This window comes from Kribbella sp. NPDC048837, assembly GCF_055586945.1.
In genome coordinates, this window is record NZ_JBVJHF010000002.1 from 484,838 (window position 1) to 502,084 (window position 17,247).

A 17,247-nucleotide genomic window follows, 5' to 3' on the forward strand; every position below is an offset into this window, starting at 1 on the left:
GTCCCGGTCACGACGCCGCCGACAGCGCCCGCGCGCACCGAGCGCTCAGCGGACCACACCAGTCGACCGGTGGATCACTCACCTGCGGCGAGCGGTAGGAATCACACGACGAGCGGTCAGCGTTGCGGGAGGCCGCGGTCGACGTCGACGGCTTCGGGGGTGTGCAGGCGGACCATGCTGCGGGCGGTGCCGGCCGGGATGCGGTCGGGGGTCAGCTTCGAGACCACGATCACGGTGACGAACGCGAGCGGCATCGTCCACGCGGCGGGCTGGCCGACCAGGGCTCGCGGCCACCCGCCCGATGGCGCGCCGATCACGTTCACGAGTGCGGCCGCGCTGGCCGCGATCCCGCCGACCACCAACCCGGCGGCGGCTCCGGTCGTCGACATCCGCCGCCACCAGATCCCCAGCACCAGCAGGGGACAGAAGGTCGACGCGGCGACCGCGAACGCCAGGCCCACGGTGTCCGCGAGACTCAATGCGCCCGTCACCGTGAACGCCAAGTACGGCACGGTCATCGAGAGCAGCGCCGCGATCCGGAAGCTGTTCACCGCCACGGAGTCACCGCCGGTCCACCGGTGCAGCCGGCTCCGCAACAGGTCCTGATCGATCACCCCGGCGATGGCGACCGTCAGCCCGGACGACGTCGACAGGAACGCCGCGAACGCACCCGCGGCCACCAGTGCACCGAGCAGATCCCCTGTTGTACCAGGGAAAACCTCACCGGGGAGCTTGAGTACGACGGTGTCCGCGCCACTGCTCACCAACTCGGGCGCGAACGTCCGGCCGAGCACGGCGTACATCGGTGGGAACACGTAGAAGAAGCCGAGCAACGCCAGTACGACGACCGTCGTACGACGTGCCGCCCGTCCGTCCGGGTTGGTGTAGAACCGGACCAGCACGTGCGGCAGGCCCATCGTCCCGAAACAAAGGGCCAAGAGCAACGAATAGGTCGCGTACAGCGGATGGTCGCGACCGCCGGCCCGGGACAGCGGCTCGGCCCACTCTGCCGCAGCACCCTGCAGCGAATCGAGTACGCCGGCCGGATGGCGCCAGGTGATCAGGATGACGAAGATCGGCGTGGCGAGTGCGGTGAGTTTCAGCCAGTACTGGAAGGCCTGCACGAAGGTGATCGAGCGCATGCCGCCCGCGGCGACGTTGATCACCACGATCACCGCGACGATCGCGGCCCCGACGTACGGCGGTGCGCCGGTGACGGTCTGCACGGCCAGACCGGCGCCGTGCAGCTGGGGAAGCAGATAGAGCGTGCCGATGCCGACGACCAGGCCGGAGCAGATCCGGCGGACCATCGCGGACTCGAAGCGGGTCTCGGCGAAGTCGGGCAAGGTGTACGCACCCGACCTGCGCAGTGGAGCCGCGACGAGCACGAGCAGCATCAGGTAGCCGACGGTGTAGCCGACCGAGAACCAGAGCATGTCGGCGCCGTTCACCAGCACGAGTCCGGCCACGCCGAGGAACGACGCCGCCGACAGGTACTCGCCGCTGATCGCGGACGCGTTCCACCGCGGGGTGACCGCGCGGCTGGCGACATAGAAGTCGCTCGTGGTCCGCGAGATCCGCAACCCGAACAAGCCGATCCCGATCGTCGCCACGATCACCAAGCCGATCGCAGTCAAACTCATCGCAGGTGACATCTACTGCCGCCCGACGAACTCGGTGAACTCGGTCTCGATCCGCTCGGCGTTGCGGACATAGATGCGCGCGGCAACATAAACCACCGGGTAGACGGCGACGCCGAGCAGCAGCCAGGGCAGCGGCAGGCCGAGGACGGACAGCGTGCGGGTCGGCGGGACCAGGTAGAACAGCAGCGGGATGCTGCCGAGGACGAGCAGGACGCCGCCGATCACGGCGAGCGTGAGCCGGAGCTGCGACTGGATCAGCGAGTGCATGTAGATCTCACCGAGCCGGGTCTGCTCGTCGATCTCGCGCGTACCGGTGGGGATGATCGGTCGCCGGGCGGCACTGGTCCGGGGGCTCGTGACCCGGACCCGTCGCGGGCCTTCCGGCGTACTCACGTCATCCGCGCAACGAGGTCGAGCGGACCAGGAGGTCGCGCAGCTCACGGGTATGGCGGCGGCTCACCGGGAGCCAGTCGCCGCCGACCCGGACCGCGCAACGGCCGCCGTCGACGCGCATCTCGTCCACGTGGGCGAGCGCGACCAGCGTGCTGCGGTGGATCCGGGTGAAGCCGGCGTCGCGCCAGCGTTCCTCGAGGGTGCTCAGCGGGATCCGGACCAGGTGCGAGTTCTGGCCGGTGTGCAGGCGGGCGTAGTCGCCCTGGGCCTCGACGTACCGGACCGTGGAGCGCTTGACCCAGCGGGTCACGCCGGCGAGCTCGACCGGGATCGTCTCGTCCTCGGTGTCCTCCGGGGTCTGCAGCGCGGCCGGTGCGCCCTGGGTGACGACGCGGCGGACCGCCTCGGCCAGGCGCTCGGCCCGGACAGGTTTCATCACGTAGTCGGTCGCCTGGAGGTCGAATGCGTCCACCGCGTGCTCGTCGTACGCCGTGACGAAGACGATCTGCGGGCGGCTCTTGAACTTGGTCAGCACGCGGGCCAGGTCGATACCGGTCAGGCCGGGCATCTTGATGTCGCAGAACACCACGTCCAGGTCGGCCTCGTGCAGGATCTTCAGTGCGTCCGGGCCGTTCGAGGCGGTCTGGATCCGGCCGATCCGCGGGTCCTGCCCGAGCAGATACACCAGCTCGGACAGGGCGGGCTGCTCGTCGTCGGCGACCAGCGCGCGCAGCGGAGTGTCGGCCATGGCTTCACCCTAGGGCGAGGCATGCACTCCTGAGGAGTATTTGGGCACCCGGAAAGTCACCTTGGTCCCGGCGTCCACCGCGGTCTCCACGACCAGGCCGTACGCGTCGCCGTACACCTGGCGCAGCCGGGCGTCGACGTTGCCGAGCCCGACCGAGTCACTGCCGGACTCGCCGGCGAGGGCGGCCCGGATCACCTCCGGGTCGCTGCCGGAGCCGTCGTCCTCGACGCTGATCTCGGCCTCGTTGATCCGGTCCCGGGCGTGGATCGTGATCCGGCCGACCCCGGTGGTGCCTTCCAGACCGTGCCGTACGGCGTTCTCCACCAGCGGCTGCACGACCAGGAACGGGATGACCACCGGCAGCACCTCCGGCGCGATCAGCAGCGACACCTTGAGCCGGTCGCCGAACCGGGCCTGCTCCAGCACCAGATAGCGCTCCACGTTCCGGAGCTCGTCGGCCAGTGTGGTGAACTCGCCGCCACGCCGCAGCGCGTAGCGGGAGAAGTCCGCGAACTCCAGCAGCAGCTCCCGCGCCCGCTCCGGATCGGTCCGGACGAACGACGCGATCGCGGCCAGCGCGTTGTAGATGAAGTGCGGGCTGATCTGCGCCCGCAGTGCGCGCAGCTCAGCCTCCATCGCCCGGGTGCGTTCCTTGTTGAGCTCGGCCAGCTCCACCTGTCCGGACACCCAGCGGGCGACCTCGTCGGTGGCCCGGACCAGTGCGGCCGACGAGCGGATGCTGTACGCGACCAGTACGGCGACCACTCGCTCCTCGGTGACGATCGGCGCGACCACCGCCGTACGGATCGGGCACTGCGGGTCGCTGCAGGCCACGTCGTGCGGACCGAGCACCGCCGTACGGCCGGAGCGCAGGGTCGGGGCGGCGAGGGCCTTGGCGTCACCCCGGTGGGTGCTCTCGTAGGGGCCGCCGACCCCGTCCCACGCCAGTACGCCGGAGGAGTCGCAGATGGCGATGGCCGCCGTACCGAGGAGGTCTCTGAGGTGGCGGCTCGCCTTGCCGGCCGCGGCGGGCGTCAGGCCCTCGCGCAGGTGCGGAGTGGCCAGCGAGGCGGTATGCAGGGTCGCATACGTCGCCTTGTCAGCCGGAGTCCCGAAATGCTTCCGCCGCCGCGCGAACACCCCTTGACGGTAGCCGGTCAACCCTCCGCGCGTGGTTTGAACGCTTCCAGCGCCTCGGTGTCGGAGTAGTTGGTGAGGAGATACTCGGCCACCCAGTCCTGCCGGCCCGGGTACGTGGACTCGGCGATGATGCGCTCCGCGGCCTTCGTCGCGTCCAGGGGTGCGCGGCGGAGCTGGACGCCGTCCGGGGTGAGAAGCGCCCAGCTGGGACCGGGCGCGCCGTACGGCATCCCCACGCTGCCGGCGTTCACCACCAGTCGCCGATCCACCTGCCGGGCGAACGGCATGTGCGTGTGCCCGCAGACGACCGTCCGGACCTCGTCAGGCAGCCCGCTGAACACCTCAGCCCACCGCGAGATCGGACTGTCCACCAGCACCATCTCTTCGTCGTCCCGCGGTGTCGCATGGCAGAACAACACGGCCCCGATCGTCACCGAGGTCGGCAATCCGGCCAGCAACTCCACCTGATCCGCCCGCAACTCCCCAGCAGCCCAAGGACTCACCGCATCCGGCGCCTCCCCCGCGAACCGTCCCCGAGCCATCTCCACAAGCTCCCGATCCGCATTCCCCCGCACCCACACCACCCGCTCACCCAGCCCCGCGAGCAGATCCAACGTCTCCACCGGCTGCGGCCCACTGGCAATATCCCCCGCCAGCACAATCACGTCAGCCGAGAGCACGTCCCCCTCCGCCAGCACAGCCTCCAGCGCAGGCAAAACCCCATGAACATCAGCCAACACCGCAACCGTCGCCATGTCGGCAGTCTGCCCCGAAACCCCTGCAAACACAGACCAATCTGCTCAAAGCAGATCAGCGTTCTCCGCCCTCAGTCAGGTGCCGATGCTCAGAGGTACGTCGGTGCTGATCGAGGTGGCCAGTTCGCAGGCGCCTGTCGCGACGGTGCAGCGGATGATCGCGCTCTTGGTGCCGGGGTCTCCGCCGCCACCCGAGGCGACGGCGACGAGCAGGAAGTGCTGGTCGTCCTCCGCGGCGACCTGGTGGAAGCATCCCTTCCATTCCCGGATCAGCTTGCCCGTCTGCGTGTCGAGCGCCGCCTCGGCCGTGTTGCAGTAGCCGTCGCCGTACGCCGGGCCGCCGATGGCGGTGGCGCCGTCAGGCGTGAAGCCGGTGACCAGATTCTCGCAGGTCCGGAACAGTTGCTTCCCGGTCGCGACCTCGACGACCGACGAACAGCTGCCGGCATCGTTGATCAGGCTTGCCGACGCGGCGATCCGGCCGTCGTCCGACACCGCGGTCGGTGAGGTCACCGTCTTGACGAGTGTCGCCTTCGCGTCGCCCGGCGACCAGGTGTACAGCTTCCAGCCGCCGGTCTCCTTGTCGCCGGCCCGGTAGTAGACCTTGCCGTCGGAGTACGCCAGGACCTCGGTGTTCCAGGCATCCGGGAGCTTCAGCGACTCCACGCCGCTCCCGGTCTCGGCGTACACGACTCCACCCTTGGTGGCGACGCCCATCGAGCTGATCTCGGCGACCGCGTACGCCGCGGCCGACTGGTCCACCGTGGTGACCAGGGAGGACACACCCGGGGTCCGCCGGGAGACGGTGTCGTCGTGTTCGATCTTCAGCAGTTCGGTCCCGTCGTTGCCGCTGTCGCCTTCGAGGACGACAGCCAGGACCGACTGGTCCAGCCGGCCGACCTCGACGACACCTCCGGTGCCGGGAATCCTCGTCACGTAACCCGCTCCGCCCCGGACCTCCCGGCCGACCAGGTACGGAACCTGCGGATCACGACCGCGCGGCAGCTTGCTGACGTTCAGCGTGATCCTGGTCGGACCGGTCGACGACGTCGGTTTGGCGGTCGGCGTCGGCTTGGTGCTCGGAGTGACCGACGGCGTGGGGGTAGGAGTGGGTGTGGACCTGCTGGCGCTCGGCGAGGGGCTGCCGGTGAGGGGGGCGGCTTCGGCTTGGGTGGCGTTGGTGGGGCCCTGGCGGTAGGCGAGGGCGCCGCCGATGGCTATGGCGGCCACGGCGACGGCTGCGACGAGGGCGATCAGGCGCCCGTTCTTCTGCCGCATCAGCGGACTCCTAACGTCAAGCTCCGGGCCACTCGCCCGTGCCCATTCTCCGTTTGTGACGCTCAAAGATGTCCGTTTGTTCTCTCCGGCGAGCGAGTCGCAGGAAGGATCGAGCATAATTGCGCCATGGACCAGCCTCCGCGGATCGGCCGGTACTCCCTGGTCCGCCGGGTGGGTGCCGGGGGTTTCGCGACGGTCTGGCTGGCCCGGGACGAGCAACTGGATGCCGACGTCGCGGTCAAGATCCTCTCCGACAACTGGATCGAGGACGACGACGTCCGCCGCCGGTTCCTGGCCGAAGGCCGGTTCCTGCGCAAGGTCGACTCGCTGTACGTCGTCGGCGTCCACGACATCGGGGAGGCCGACGACGGCCGCCCGTTCATGGTCCTCACCTACGCCGACGGCGGCACGCTCGCGGACCGGATCAAGGCCGGGCCGCTCGAGTTCGCCGAGGCGGTCCGCATCATCACCCAGGTCGGCAGAGGGCTCAAGCACCTGCACGCCCGAGGAGTCCTGCACCGGGACGTCAAGCCGGCCAACGTGCTCTTCCACTCCGATCCGGCCGGCGACCGGGCGATGCTGTCGGACCTCGGCCTGGGCAAGTCGCTGGCCGAGGTCTCCCGGATCACGATGCCTGGCGGCACTCCGGCGTACGTCGCTCCCGAGCAGGTGCTGGGAGAGCGGTTGGACCACCGTGCGGACCTCTACTCGCTCGGAGCGGTCGCGTATGCCGCTTTCACCGGCCAGGCACCGCATGGCGTGGTCAGCCTGGGTGCGGTGATGCAGATCGAGAAGCCACCGCCGTCGATGACCACACTGCGCGAGGACGTCCCGGACGCAATCGACGCCGTCGTACGCCGTGCACTCGAGCCGGACCGGGACAAGCGCTGGCCTGACCTGGACAGCTTCCTCAACGCACTGCGCGAGGCCCACACCACCGGCAAGATCCCGCCCGGACTGGTGCCGGCCGCCGACATGCCCACTCCGGCTCACGCGACGGGTGCTGTCGACCAGGCCACCGCCCTGTCCAGCGCGGACCAGCCGACCGGCACCGCCGAGCCGGCCAGCGTGACCCAGCCGGTCGGCACCGACCAACCGGCCCCAGCCAACCAGTCGACAGTCGCGACCACGCCGACCGTCGCAACGCCGGCGAAGCGGTCCAGTCGCTCATGGTGGATCGCTGCGCTCGCAGCAGTCCTGCTGGCCGCCGGTGGTGGCTACGGCGGCTACCAGTACGTCCTCAGTCGCCCAGTGAAGGTCGACAACGGGCCGATGTCGGTCGAGGTGCCGCACGCGTGGTCGCAGAAGGCGGTCGACCCTGGGAAGTCGCTGGTGGTCAGCACCGACACGGCGACCTGGAAGTCCAACCCGGACACCGAGGGTGTCTTCGTCGGGCTGACCCCAGGGACCTCGCTGCCGACCAGCGCCACCGCGCCGGAAGGCTGCACCGCTGGGTCGCCGGACACGAGTACGGCCGGAGACCAGCAGATCGTCACCTTCCGGCACAGCTGCGACGGCCATCCCTCGGTGGTCGAGCAGTACCGGCAGGTGAGTCCCACCACGCTGCTGCGGATCCAGGTGCGCGAGGACAACAACCCACAGCGCGAGACAGTGCTGAACTCGGTGACCTACACGCCCTAAGGGACCAGCGACGTCAGGGACGAGATGGTTGCCTTGTGCATGCGGGGGATGACGTTGAGGGTGGCCGGGTCCGAGGCGTAGAGGTGTGATCCGGACTCGTAGACCAGGTACGCCGTTCCGTTGTACTCCGTGATGCCCTCGGTCATGCTCGGCGCCCGGAAGCAGCTCAACGCCGCCGCATCCAGGTCCTTCTGGCCGCGCTTCACCACATAGATGTTGCTGCGGTTCCCACGCCCGTACGACGTGCTGTAGATGAAGTGGTTCGCGGTCACGGTCAGACCCTGCGTCTTGGTCGGCACCTCCCACGCACCGGCCAGCGTGGTCAGTGTGCCGTCGTCGGCGATCTTGTACTCGTACATGGTCCCGCGGCCGGTCTCGTTGAACGTCCCCGAGAACAGCGAGTCCCCGTAGCTGCCGATGAACGACGATCCGGCCACGTCCCGTGCGGTCCCGACCTGTGCAAGGTACGGCGTACCCGCTGCCTTCAGCGCGTCCCGCAGCTCGGTGAGGCGGTACTTCCGGATGCTGCTGCCGGCACCGGCCACGAAGGCCCAGCCCTTGCTCACGGTGATCCCGCCGACATGCGACTCGGCGATCGCGACCACGCCGACGGTGGAACCGGTGGACGGGTCGATGCCGTAGATCTGCGAGTCGGCCCCCTCGCGGTAGGACGCGACCAGGAGCAGGTTCTTGCCGGAGCCGTCCCAGTTGTACCAAGTGCCCGCGCCCTGCGGGGTGTGCGTGCTGAGGTTCGGGATGCTCACGCTGTTGCTGAACCGGGCGTCGTACTTCTTCGACGCGGACGGCCCGTCGTAGAAGGTCGCGCCTCCGGTGGTCGCTGTGTCGCAGCTGATCGCGGCGTTCGCGGGCAGTGCGGCAGTGAGCGCCGCGGCGGAGGTGATGAGGGCGGTGACGATGGCGAGGGGGCGTCTGACCATGGTGGAGTCCTCTAGAGGTTGGGCGGAAACCTACGAGAACTTCAGAGTAGATCGCCAATGAGTAACGCGCGAGGGTTCACCGGGCGTCGGCTCCGCGAACCGACGCCGTACGGTTGTCGCATGACCGATCTGTCCGCGGCGATCGACCGCGTTCTGCCCAGCGTCCGTGCCGACCTCGAGGACCTCATCCGGATCCCGTCGGTCAGCTACGAGCCGGCCCGCGCGGCCGACGTCCAGCGCTCCGCCGAGGCGACCGCGGCGCTGTTCGAGGCCGAGGGCTTCACGGTGAAGATCGTCCGGGCCGGCCAGGGCGCGCCCGCGGTCATCGCCAAGAAGGCCGCGCCGGCCGGGAAGCCCACAGTGCTGCTGTACGCGCACCACGACGTCCAGCCGACCGGACCGGTCGACCAGTGGACGTCCGACCCGTTCGAGCCGACCGAGCGCGGCGACCGGCTGTACGGCCGGGGCGCGGCCGACGACAAGGCCGGCATCGCCGCTCACCTGGCCGCCGTACGGGCCTTCGGCAACGATCTGCCGGTCGGCGTGACGGTGTTCGTCGAGGGTGAGGAGGAGATCGGCTCGCCGACCCTGCTGCAGCTGCTCGACGAGTACTCCGACGAGCTCGCCGCGGACGCGATCGTGATCGCCGACTCGGGCAACTGGGATGTCGGCCGGCCGGCGCTGACGGTGTCGCTGCGCGGTCTGGTCGAGGCGTACGTCGAGGTCCGCACGCTGGATCACGCGGTCCACTCCGGTCTGTTCGGCGGCCCGATCCCGGATGCCCTGTCGACGTTGTGCCGGCTGCTCGCCACCCTGCACGACGACAAGGGCGACGTCGCGGTGGACGGGCTGCACGCCTCCCGGGCGGCGGATGTCGAGTACCCGGAGGTCCGGCTGCGGTCGGAGTCGAGCGTGCTGGACTCGGTCCGGCTGACCGGCTCGGGTTCGCTGGTCGACCGGCTGTGGACCCGGCCTGCGATCGCCGTATTGGGGATCGACGCACCGTCGGTGGCAGAGGCCAGCAACACGCTCGTACCCGTGGCGCGGGCCAAGGTGAGCCTGCGGGTCGCGCCGGGCGACGACGCGATCAAGGCGAGCCTGGCGCTGAAGGAGCACCTCGAGAACCACGCGCCGTGGGGTGCGCAGGTGACCGTCACCGAGGGCCAGACCGGCCAGCCGTGCAGCGTGAATGCGCGCGGTGCCGGGTACGAAGCGGCCCGGGCGGCGTTCCAGACCGCGTGGGGTGTCGAGCCGATCGACATGGGGATGGGCGGGTCGATCCCGTTCATCGCGGAGTTCCAGCAGACCTTCCCGCAGGCCTCGATCCTGGTCACCGGCGTGGAGGATCCGGACACCCGCGCGCACGGAATCGACGAGGGTCTGCACCTGGCCGAGTTCACCAAGGTGTGCCTCGCGGAGGCACTTCTCCTTCAGAACCTGGCCAACCAGGAATGATCGGGCTTTTCGGCGACCCAGTGTTTGGCATAGGTTTCGGCGAGTGAAGATCGCAGTCGTACGGGAGACCAGACCGGCCGAGCGCCGGGTCGCGCTGGTGCCGGAACAAGTCGCGAAACTCATCGAGCTCGGCTACGAGGTGGCGGTCGAGCCGGCGGCCGGGGAGCGGGCGCTGTTCTCCGACGAGCAGTACCGTGACGCCGGGGCCGAGGTCGCCTGGGGTGCCGACCACGCGGCCACCATCGTGGCGTCGGTCCAGCCGCTCGAGCGTGAACGCCTGCAGCGGCTGCACGCCGGTACGACGCTGATGTCGTTCCTGCCGACCAACCCGCCGGATGTGGTCCGGACCGCCACCCGGGCCAAGCTGACCGCGTTCTCGATGGAGCTGATCCCGCGGATCTCCCGGGCCCAGTCGATGGACGCGCTGTCCTCCCAGGCCCTGGTCGCCGGATACCGGGCCGCGATCGTCGCGGCCGAACGGCTCCCGCGATTCTTCCCGCTGAACATGACCGCCGCCGGCACCGTCCCGCCGGCCCAGGTCCTCGTCCTCGGCGCCGGTGTCGCCGGCCTCCAGGCCATCGCGACCTGCAAGCGCCTCGGTGCCGTCGTCAAGGCGTACGACGTCCGCACGGCAGCGGCCGAGGAGATCGCGTCGATGGGCGCCGTACCGATCGAGCTCGAGCTCGGCACCCTGGACGGTCCGGGTGGTTACGCCCGCGAGATGACGGCCGAGCGGGCCCAGCTCCAGCGTGAACTGCTCGCGCCGTACGTCGCCGCCGCGGACGCCCTGATCACGACAGCCGCCGTACCGGGCCGGACCGCGCCGCTGCTGGTCTCGCGGTCCATGGTCGAGCAGATGAAGCCCGGGTCGGTCGTGGTCGACCTGGCGTCCGAGCAGGGCGGCAACGTCGAGGGATCCGTGGCCGGCACCGAGCTCACCATCGGTGACGCCCTGGTCTGGGGTGGCGCGAATGTCCCGAGTCAGATGGCCGGACCGGCCAGCCGGCTCTACGGTCAGAACATCACCAACCTGATCCGGCTGATGACCCGCAACGCGGCGTTCGACCCCGACTTCAACGACGAGATCGTCCGCGGCTGCTGCGTCACCCACGACGGCAGCGTCCTGCACGAGCCGACCCGCGAGCTTCTGGAAGGACCGATGGCATGACCGAGTCCATCGCGCTGCTGACGATCTTCGTGCTGGCCGCGTTCGTCGGGGTCGAGGTGATCAGCAAGGTCTCCTCGACCCTGCACACCCCGCTGATGTCCGGGGCGAACGCGATCCACGGCGTCATCCTGGTCGGCGCCATCATCGTCACCGGGCAGGCCGAGTCCGCTCCGGTGGTCGTGGTCGGGCTGCTGGCCGTCGTCCTGGCGACCGTCAACATGGTCGGTGGCTTCGTGGTCACCGACCGGATGCTGGAGATGTTCAAAGGTCCGGGGGCTCGCAAGAAGGAGCTGCACAAGTGATCCCCACCTGGGCCCAGATCGGCTATCTGGTCGCCGCGGTCTGCTTCATCGTCGCGCTGAAGGCGCTGTCGTCGCCGCGCAGCGCCCGGGCCGGCAACCTGCTCGGCGCCGCCGGTGCGGTGCTGGCGGTGATCATCACGTTCGCGGCGTACAAGCCGGACCACCTGGCCCCGATCCTGATCGCCCTCGCGATCGGCACGGTCGGCGGTGTGGTCGGGTCGCGGCGGGTGCAAATGACGCACATGCCGCAACTCGTTGCCTTGTTCAACGGTGTCGGTGGTGGCGCGGCCGCGCTGGTCGCGCTGATGGAGCTCGGCGAGGTGCGCGACGGCCAGACGGTCGCCGCGATCGCGACCGCGTTCACCGTGCTGGTCGGTGCGATCAGCTTCTCGGGTTCGGTGGTGACGTTCGCCAAGCTGCAGGAGCTGATGACCACGCGGCCGGTGACGTTCCCGGGTCTGCCGGTGCTGTTCATCGCGTCGCTGCTCGGCGGGATCGCGCTGGCGGGCTGGCTCGTCTCCGATCCGCGCGTGTGGGTCGGCGTACTGCTCGGCCTGCTCGGGCTCGCGATCGGCGTGATGCTGGTGCTGCCGGTGGGCGGGGCCGACGTACCGATCGTGATCTCGCTGCTGAACGCGTTCACCGGTCTGACGGTGGCCGCCGGCGGCTACGTGCTCGGCAACACGCTGCTGCTGATCGCGGGCACGCTCGTCGGCGCGGCCGGTACGTTGCTGACCAAGCTGATGGCGGACGCGATGGGACGGTCCGTCTTCAACATCCTCTTCGGCGCCGTCCGCGGCGGTTCCACCCTCGGCGGCGGTACGGCGTCCGAGCGGCCGGTCATCTCCGGTGGCGCGGAGGACGTGGCGATCCTGCTCGGGTACGCGAACAAGGTCATCATCGTCCCCGGCTACGGGCTCGCCGTCGCCCAGGCCCAGCACACGCTGCGTGACCTGGTCGAGGAGCTCCAGGCCCGCGGCGTGAAGGTCGACTACGCGATCCACCCGGTCGCGGGCCGCATGCCCGGCCACATGAACGTCCTGCTCGCCGAGGCCCAGGTCCCCTACGACCAGCTTCGCGAGATGGACGACATCAACGGCGACTTCAAGTCCACGGACGTCGTCCTCGTCGTCGGCGCCAACGACGTCGTCAACCCCGCCGCCCGCAACACCCCGTCGGCCCCCATCTACGGGATGCCCATCCTGAACGCCGACGAGGCCCAGCGAGTCATCTTCCTCAAACGCTCCATGCGCCCCGGCTTCGCCGGCATCGAGAACGAACTCCTCTACGACCCCCGAACCACCCTCCTCTTCGGCGACGCCCGAGACTCCCTCACCAAACTCCTAGCCGCCCTCAAGAACGTGTGACCAGCGGGGCTGGGTCCTACCGAACCCAGCCCCACCCGCGCCCTCGGCTTCCCACGCAACCTGGCCGCCCGCGGTCACTGTCCCACCCCGGCCACGCTGATTCGTTGAACGCGAAAAACAGCCTTGGCCAGACTTCGATCTGAACGAACGCCCGATTCCGTTCCGATCCGCCGGCCGTTCCCGAAATCATCCCCCGCCCAAGAAGATTCACTATTCCCTGCGCGCATTCCAACAGAGGATCTGCGCGCGCTTGGGACTCGGGTTTCAACCACCCGCGGCTCAGACCCAGCCGCGCTTGGCCGCAGCAACCCCTAACTCAAACCGGCTGGCGGCATCAAGGCGGTCGGAGAGGTTGGCGGTGATGCGGCGGGCGGTGCGGAGGGAGATGCCGAGGAGCCGGGCGACCTGCTCGTCCTTCGCCCCGCCGGCGAGCAGGCGCAGTACCTCTGCCTCGTGCGGCGTCAGCGGGGAGTCGTCGTCGCGGTCGTCCGCGTCGAAGAGTTCGGTGGCTCGGGACCAGTAGGCGTCGAAGAGGGCCAGCGCGACGGAGACCACGGCCGGGCTGCGGTGGATGACTGCGCCGGCAGTCGGGTTTCCGGGGTCCATCGGCATGATCGCGATCTCGCGGTCGAAGATCAGCAGCCGCATCGGGAGGGTCGGTGTCGCTCGCACCTCACCGCCGAGGCGGTGGATGGTCGCTGCGTACTCGATGGCGACCTTGGACTCCATCATGTTCTGCAGGTAGACCGCCCGCATCTTGAGGCCGCGCTCCAGCAGGGGAAGATCCGGGGAGCCCTCGACCGGGCGGATCGTCTCGTCGATGTGGGCCGGCACCAGCGCCCAGAAGGTGTCGCGCGCCTTCAGCGCCAGCTCGTCGATCCGGCGTGACGCGTTCGCCCGGCCCTTGATCACCTCGACGTCGCCGCTGCTCCGCGCCGTCAGGAGCTCGTTGTACTGCTCGGCGACGACTTCCGCGGACGCCTCCGCGTCGCGGAGCTCACCGAGCTTCGCGTTGAGCTCGGCCCGCCGGCGCTCGGCCAGGCTGGCCAGGCCGACGCGCGGATGCACGGCGTGCTCACTGTCGGGGTTCGCCCAGGTCGGGACGAGCAGTTCGAGCTTCCGCAGCCGATCCATCAGCTCATGTACATCAGTAACGGATCGATCTACTAGCGCGGCAATCTGCTCCGGCGTACTGTCTGGCTGGCTGAGCAGGGCGTGATAGACCGCGAAGGTGGCTTCATCCACACCGAGCGGCTCGAGCACGATCCTTCTCCCCAGAACTTGTCGGAACCGACCATATACAGAGTGCGTCGACAATGAGCACTCAATAGGTGGTTCCGGATTATTTCTGAAGGGACAAGTTGTGATCAAGAAGATGCTGTCCGTAATCGGGGCCGGCGTGTTTGCGTTGGCGGTCGCCGTGGCTGTTCCCGTCGCTGGAGGGACCACGGAAGCCGACGTGCCGGCGTGCGGTGGGATCGGCGCGGCCTGCTGGTGATGCGGATCGCCGGCTGAGGCCGGCGTATCCCATCAGGTCCGGTGTGAGTCAGGGCACTGTGTCCCGTCCCGTAGACTGCTGGTGTGGCTCGTGGCGATGGTCGGCTGACTCATGAGATTGATCCGCAGGACCTGGGACCGCAGGATGCTTGTGGGGTGTTCGGGGTCTGGGCTCCTGGCGAAGAGGTTGCCAAGCTCACCTATTTCGGGCTCTACGCCTTGCAGCACCGGGGGCAGGAGTCGGCAGGGATCGCGGTCAGTAACGGTAGCCAGATTCTGGTCTACAAGGACATGGGCCTGGTCAGTCAGGCGTTCGACGAGGCGACGCTGGCGTCCCTCCGAGGGCATATCGCGATCGGCCACTGCCGGTACTCGACGACCGGGTCCAGTGTCTGGGCCAACGCCCAGCCGACGTTCCGGTCGACCGCGACCGGGTCGATCGCGCTCGGTCACAACGGGAACCTGACCAACACCGGTGAGCTGGCCGCCAGCCTGAACGGCGAGGGTGACCTGGATCTCGGCCTGGACGTCGAGGTCGAGCACGCGAAGGCGAACGCCAAGCACAGCGCCTCGTCGGACACCGACATCCTCACCTCGATGCTGGCCGGCTACCCGGACCTGACCATCGAGCAGGCCGCGGCGAAGGTGCTGCCGAAGGTCAAGGGCGCCTTCAGCCTGATCTTCATGGACGAGAACACCCTGTACGCCGCTCGCGACCCGCAGGGCATCCGCCCGTTGGTGCTGGGCCGGCTGGAGCGCGGCTGGGTGATCGCCAGCGAGACCGCGGCCCTCGACATCGTCGGCGCGAGCTTCATCCGTGAGGTCGAGCCGGGTGAGATCGTCGCGATCGACGCCGAAGGGCTCCGCTCGACCAAGTTCGCCGAGCCGGACCCGAAGGGCTGCCTGTTCGAGTTCGTCTACCTGGCCCGCCCGGACACCCAGATCTCCGGCCAGCGGATCCACTCCACCCGGGTCGAGATCGGTCGCCGGCTGGCCCGTGAGCACCCGGCGGACGCCGACCTGGTGATCGCCACCCCGGAGTCCGGCGTACCGGGCGCGATCGGGTACGCCGAAGAGTCCGGCATCCCGTACGGTGCCGGCCTGGTCAAGAACGCGTACGTCGGCCGCACGTTCATCCAGCCGAGTCAGACCATCCGCCAGCTCGGGATCCGGCTGAAGCTGAACCCGTTGCGCGAGGTGATCGAGGGCAAGCGGCTCGTCGTGGTCGACGACACAATCGTCCGCGGCAACACCCAGCGTGCGGTCATCCGGATGCTCCGCGAGGCCGGCGCGAAGGAGATCCACGTCCGGATCACCGCGCCACCGGTGAAGTGGCCTTGCTTCTACGGCATCGACTTCGCCAGCCGCGCCGAGCTGATCGCGAACGGCCTGAACACCGAGGAGATCTGCCGCTCGCTCGGCGCCGACTCGCTCGGATACATCAGCCTGGATGTCCTGGTCGAGGCCACCACCGTGCCGAAGGACCGGCTCTGCCGGGCGTGCTTCGACGGGGTCTACCCGGTGGCGCTTCCCGATCCGGAGCACCTCGGCAAGCACCTGCTCGAGCTGCCGGTGGCCACCGACGCCGACGGCCTGGCCACGGTCTCCGGCGGTGGCGGCGCCGCCGACGCGCTCAGTCGCCCGTAGCACGCCGTACCAAGGAGAGAAGATCGTGAGTCAAGGCGCGAGCTATGCCGCCGCCGGTGTCGACATCGAGGCCGGGGACCGGGCCGTCGAGCTGATGAAGGAGTGGGTGGCCAAGGCGACCCGCCCGGAGGTGGTCGGCGGGCTCGGCGGGTTCGCCGGGCTGTTCGACGCCACCGCGCTGACGTCGTACCGGCGGCCGCTGCTGGCGACCTCGACGGACGGGATCGGGACCAAGGTCGCGATCGCGCAGAAGCTGGACAAGCACGACACGATCGGGTTCGACCTGGTCGGGATGGTCGTCGACGACCTGGTCGTGTGCGGCGCCGAGCCGTTGTTCATGACCGACTACATCTGCACCGGCAAGGTGGTCCCGGAGACGATCGCGCAGATCGTGAAGGGCATCGCCGAGGCGTGCGTGGAGGCCGGTACGGCGCTCGTCGGCGGAGAGACCGCGGAACACCCGGGCCTACTGGAGCCGGACGAGTACGACGTGGCCGGCGCGGCCACCGGGGTCGTCGAGGCGGACGAGGTGCTCGGAGCGGAGCGGGTGCGCGCGGGCGACGTCGTACTGGCGATGGCGTCGTCGGGCCTGCACTCGAACGGGTACAGCCTGGTGCGGCACGTGTTCTTCGAGCGGGCCAGGTGGACGCTGGACCGGGAGGTGCCGGAGCTCGGCACGACGCTCGGTGAGGTGCTGCTGACGCCGACGCGGGTCTACGCGAAGCACTGCCTGGAGCTGATCCAGGAGCTGAACGGCGGGGACGAGCGGCCGCTGCACGCGATGTCGCACATCACCGGGGGTGGGTTCGCGGCGAACCTGGCGCGGGTGATCCCGGACGAGCTGTCGGTCCGGATCGACCGGGCGACCTGGGCGCCGGCGCCGATCTTCGGGCTGGTGGGGCTGCTCGGGGACGTCGCGCTGCCGGAGCTGGAGAAGACGCTGAACATGGGCGCGGGCATGGTCGCCGTCCTCGACCCGTCGGCGGCGGACGCGGCGATCGCTGCCCTGGCGGCACGCGACATCCCGGCCTGGGTCTGCGGCGAGGTCACCGCCGCGCCCGGTGGCACGGTCGCCCTCGAAGGCACCTACGCCAAGTAACCCGCGGCCGCCGCTTGGCTCTGCGGGTTGCTCCCAGCCGGTGCTGTGCAGGTCGGCGGTCGACTGACCGTCGGCGGCCAGGCGAAGCACCGCCTGGGAGCAGTTGTTGCTGAGGCCAGCCGGCCATCCTGCCACCCGGGTTTCGGGTAGGTGGCAGTACATCCGGTGGTTCAAGT

At 69.3% G+C, this 17,247-nt stretch carries 15 protein-coding genes; 7 read left to right on the plus strand and 8 right to left on the minus strand.

The genetic code is table 11. The features are described 5' to 3' along the window. Positions 1-116: 116 nt before the first annotated feature. From ACZ6O0_RS10190 to ACZ6O0_RS10215, 6 genes are all read right to left on the minus strand, one after another. Positions 117-1,643, minus strand: a complete 1,527-nt coding sequence (locus ACZ6O0_RS10190) for a sodium/solute symporter (RefSeq protein ID WP_465764511.1) — start codon at positions 1,641-1,643, stop codon at positions 117-119. 12 nt (positions 1,644-1,655) lie between these two features. Further along, positions 1,656-2,036, minus strand: coding sequence for a hypothetical protein (locus ACZ6O0_RS10195; protein WP_465764512.1), 381 nt, complete (start codon positions 2,034-2,036; stop codon positions 1,656-1,658). Position 2,037: 1 nt separating this feature from the next. Continuing rightward, complete coding sequence (locus ACZ6O0_RS10200) at positions 2,038-2,784, minus strand: LytR/AlgR family response regulator transcription factor (protein WP_465764513.1); 747 nt, start codon at positions 2,782-2,784, stop codon at positions 2,038-2,040. A gap of 9 nt (positions 2,785-2,793) precedes the next feature. Continuing rightward, complete coding sequence (locus ACZ6O0_RS10205) at positions 2,794-3,924, minus strand: histidine kinase (RefSeq protein ID WP_465764514.1); 1,131 nt, start codon at positions 3,922-3,924, stop codon at positions 2,794-2,796. Positions 3,925-3,941: 17 nt separating this feature from the next. Continuing rightward, the gene (locus ACZ6O0_RS10210; protein WP_465764515.1) at positions 3,942-4,679 is read right to left on the minus strand and encodes a metallophosphoesterase family protein; all 738 of its coding nucleotides are present in this window, start codon (positions 4,677-4,679) and stop codon (positions 3,942-3,944) included. Between the two features lie 75 nt (positions 4,680-4,754). Beyond that, a complete protein-coding gene (locus ACZ6O0_RS10215; RefSeq protein WP_465764516.1) occupies positions 4,755-5,957 on the minus strand; it encodes a hypothetical protein in 1,203 nt (400 codons plus the stop codon). Between the two features lie 126 nt (positions 5,958-6,083). On the opposite strand from ACZ6O0_RS10215, the gene ACZ6O0_RS10220 reads away from it, so the two are divergent. Further along, positions 6,084-7,598, plus strand: a complete 1,515-nt coding sequence (locus ACZ6O0_RS10220; protein ID WP_465764517.1) for a serine/threonine-protein kinase — start codon at positions 6,084-6,086, stop codon at positions 7,596-7,598. On the opposite strand, the gene ACZ6O0_RS10225 is transcribed toward ACZ6O0_RS10220, so the two are convergent. Beyond that, positions 7,595-8,536 (minus strand): hypothetical protein, encoded by a 942-nt coding sequence (locus ACZ6O0_RS10225; protein ID WP_465764518.1) that lies wholly within the window; start codon positions 8,534-8,536, stop codon positions 7,595-7,597. The genes ACZ6O0_RS10220 and ACZ6O0_RS10225 overlap by 4 nt on opposite strands. 120 nt (positions 8,537-8,656) lie before the next feature. Between ACZ6O0_RS10225 and ACZ6O0_RS10230 the strand changes: the two genes are divergently transcribed. The 4 genes from ACZ6O0_RS10230 to ACZ6O0_RS10245 are packed head-to-tail and all read left to right on the plus strand — an operon-like array spanning position 8,657 to position 12,828. Continuing rightward, positions 8,657-9,991 carry a M20/M25/M40 family metallo-hydrolase gene (locus tag ACZ6O0_RS10230; RefSeq protein ID WP_465764519.1) on the plus strand — a complete coding sequence of 445 codons (1,335 nt, stop codon included), beginning with the start codon at positions 8,657-8,659 and terminating at the stop codon, positions 9,989-9,991. A 43-nt stretch (positions 9,992-10,034) separates the two neighbouring features. Beyond that, complete coding sequence (locus ACZ6O0_RS10235; RefSeq protein WP_465764520.1) at positions 10,035-11,159, plus strand: NAD(P) transhydrogenase subunit alpha; 1,125 nt, start codon at positions 10,035-10,037, stop codon at positions 11,157-11,159. After that, positions 11,156-11,461, plus strand: coding sequence for an NAD(P) transhydrogenase subunit alpha part 2 (locus ACZ6O0_RS10240; RefSeq protein ID WP_465764521.1), 306 nt, complete (start codon positions 11,156-11,158; stop codon positions 11,459-11,461). Before ACZ6O0_RS10235 ends, ACZ6O0_RS10240 begins: the two co-directional genes overlap by 4 nt. Next, entirely contained in the window at positions 11,458-12,828 is a 1,371-nt protein-coding gene (locus ACZ6O0_RS10245; RefSeq protein ID WP_465764522.1) for an NAD(P)(+) transhydrogenase (Re/Si-specific) subunit beta, read from the plus strand. Before ACZ6O0_RS10240 ends, ACZ6O0_RS10245 begins: the two co-directional genes overlap by 4 nt. 279 nt (positions 12,829-13,107) lie before the next feature. Here ACZ6O0_RS10245 and ACZ6O0_RS10250 read toward each other — a convergent pair whose 3' ends face one another. Next, positions 13,108-14,091, minus strand: coding sequence for a helix-turn-helix transcriptional regulator (locus ACZ6O0_RS10250; protein WP_465764523.1), 984 nt, complete (start codon positions 14,089-14,091; stop codon positions 13,108-13,110). A 318-nt stretch (positions 14,092-14,409) separates the two neighbouring features. Between ACZ6O0_RS10250 and purF the strand changes: the two genes are divergently transcribed. Continuing rightward, positions 14,410-15,972 (plus strand): amidophosphoribosyltransferase, encoded by a 1,563-nt coding sequence (purF, locus tag ACZ6O0_RS10255; RefSeq protein WP_465764524.1) that lies wholly within the window; start codon positions 14,410-14,412, stop codon positions 15,970-15,972. A gap of 25 nt (positions 15,973-15,997) precedes the next feature. Beyond that, a complete protein-coding gene (gene purM / locus ACZ6O0_RS10260; RefSeq protein ID WP_465764525.1) occupies positions 15,998-17,071 on the plus strand; it encodes a phosphoribosylformylglycinamidine cyclo-ligase in 1,074 nt (357 codons plus the stop codon). Positions 17,072-17,247: the final 176 nt, after the last annotated feature.

Excerpts from the sequence above, each read along its gene's own strand:
- ACZ6O0_RS10230 (WP_465764519.1), top strand. The coding sequence starts at position 8,657 with ATGACCGATCTGTCCGCGGCGATCGACCGCGTTCTGCCCAGCGTCCGT.
- ACZ6O0_RS10190 (WP_465764511.1), bottom strand. The coding sequence starts at position 1,643 with ATGAGTTTGACTGCGATCGGCTTGGTGATCGTGGCGACGATCGGGATC.
- ACZ6O0_RS10220 (WP_465764517.1), top strand. The coding sequence starts at position 6,084 with ATGGACCAGCCTCCGCGGATCGGCCGGTACTCCCTGGTCCGCCGGGTG.
- ACZ6O0_RS10210 (WP_465764515.1), bottom strand. The coding sequence starts at position 4,679 with ATGGCGACGGTTGCGGTGTTGGCTGATGTTCATGGGGTTTTGCCTGCG.
- ACZ6O0_RS10200 (WP_465764513.1), bottom strand. The coding sequence starts at position 2,784 with ATGGCCGACACTCCGCTGCGCGCGCTGGTCGCCGACGACGAGCAGCCC.
- ACZ6O0_RS10240 (WP_465764521.1), top strand. The coding sequence starts at position 11,156 with ATGACCGAGTCCATCGCGCTGCTGACGATCTTCGTGCTGGCCGCGTTC.
- ACZ6O0_RS10225 (WP_465764518.1), bottom strand. The coding sequence starts at position 8,536 with ATGGTCAGACGCCCCCTCGCCATCGTCACCGCCCTCATCACCTCCGCC.
- ACZ6O0_RS10215 (WP_465764516.1), bottom strand. The coding sequence starts at position 5,957 with ATGCGGCAGAAGAACGGGCGCCTGATCGCCCTCGTCGCAGCCGTCGCC.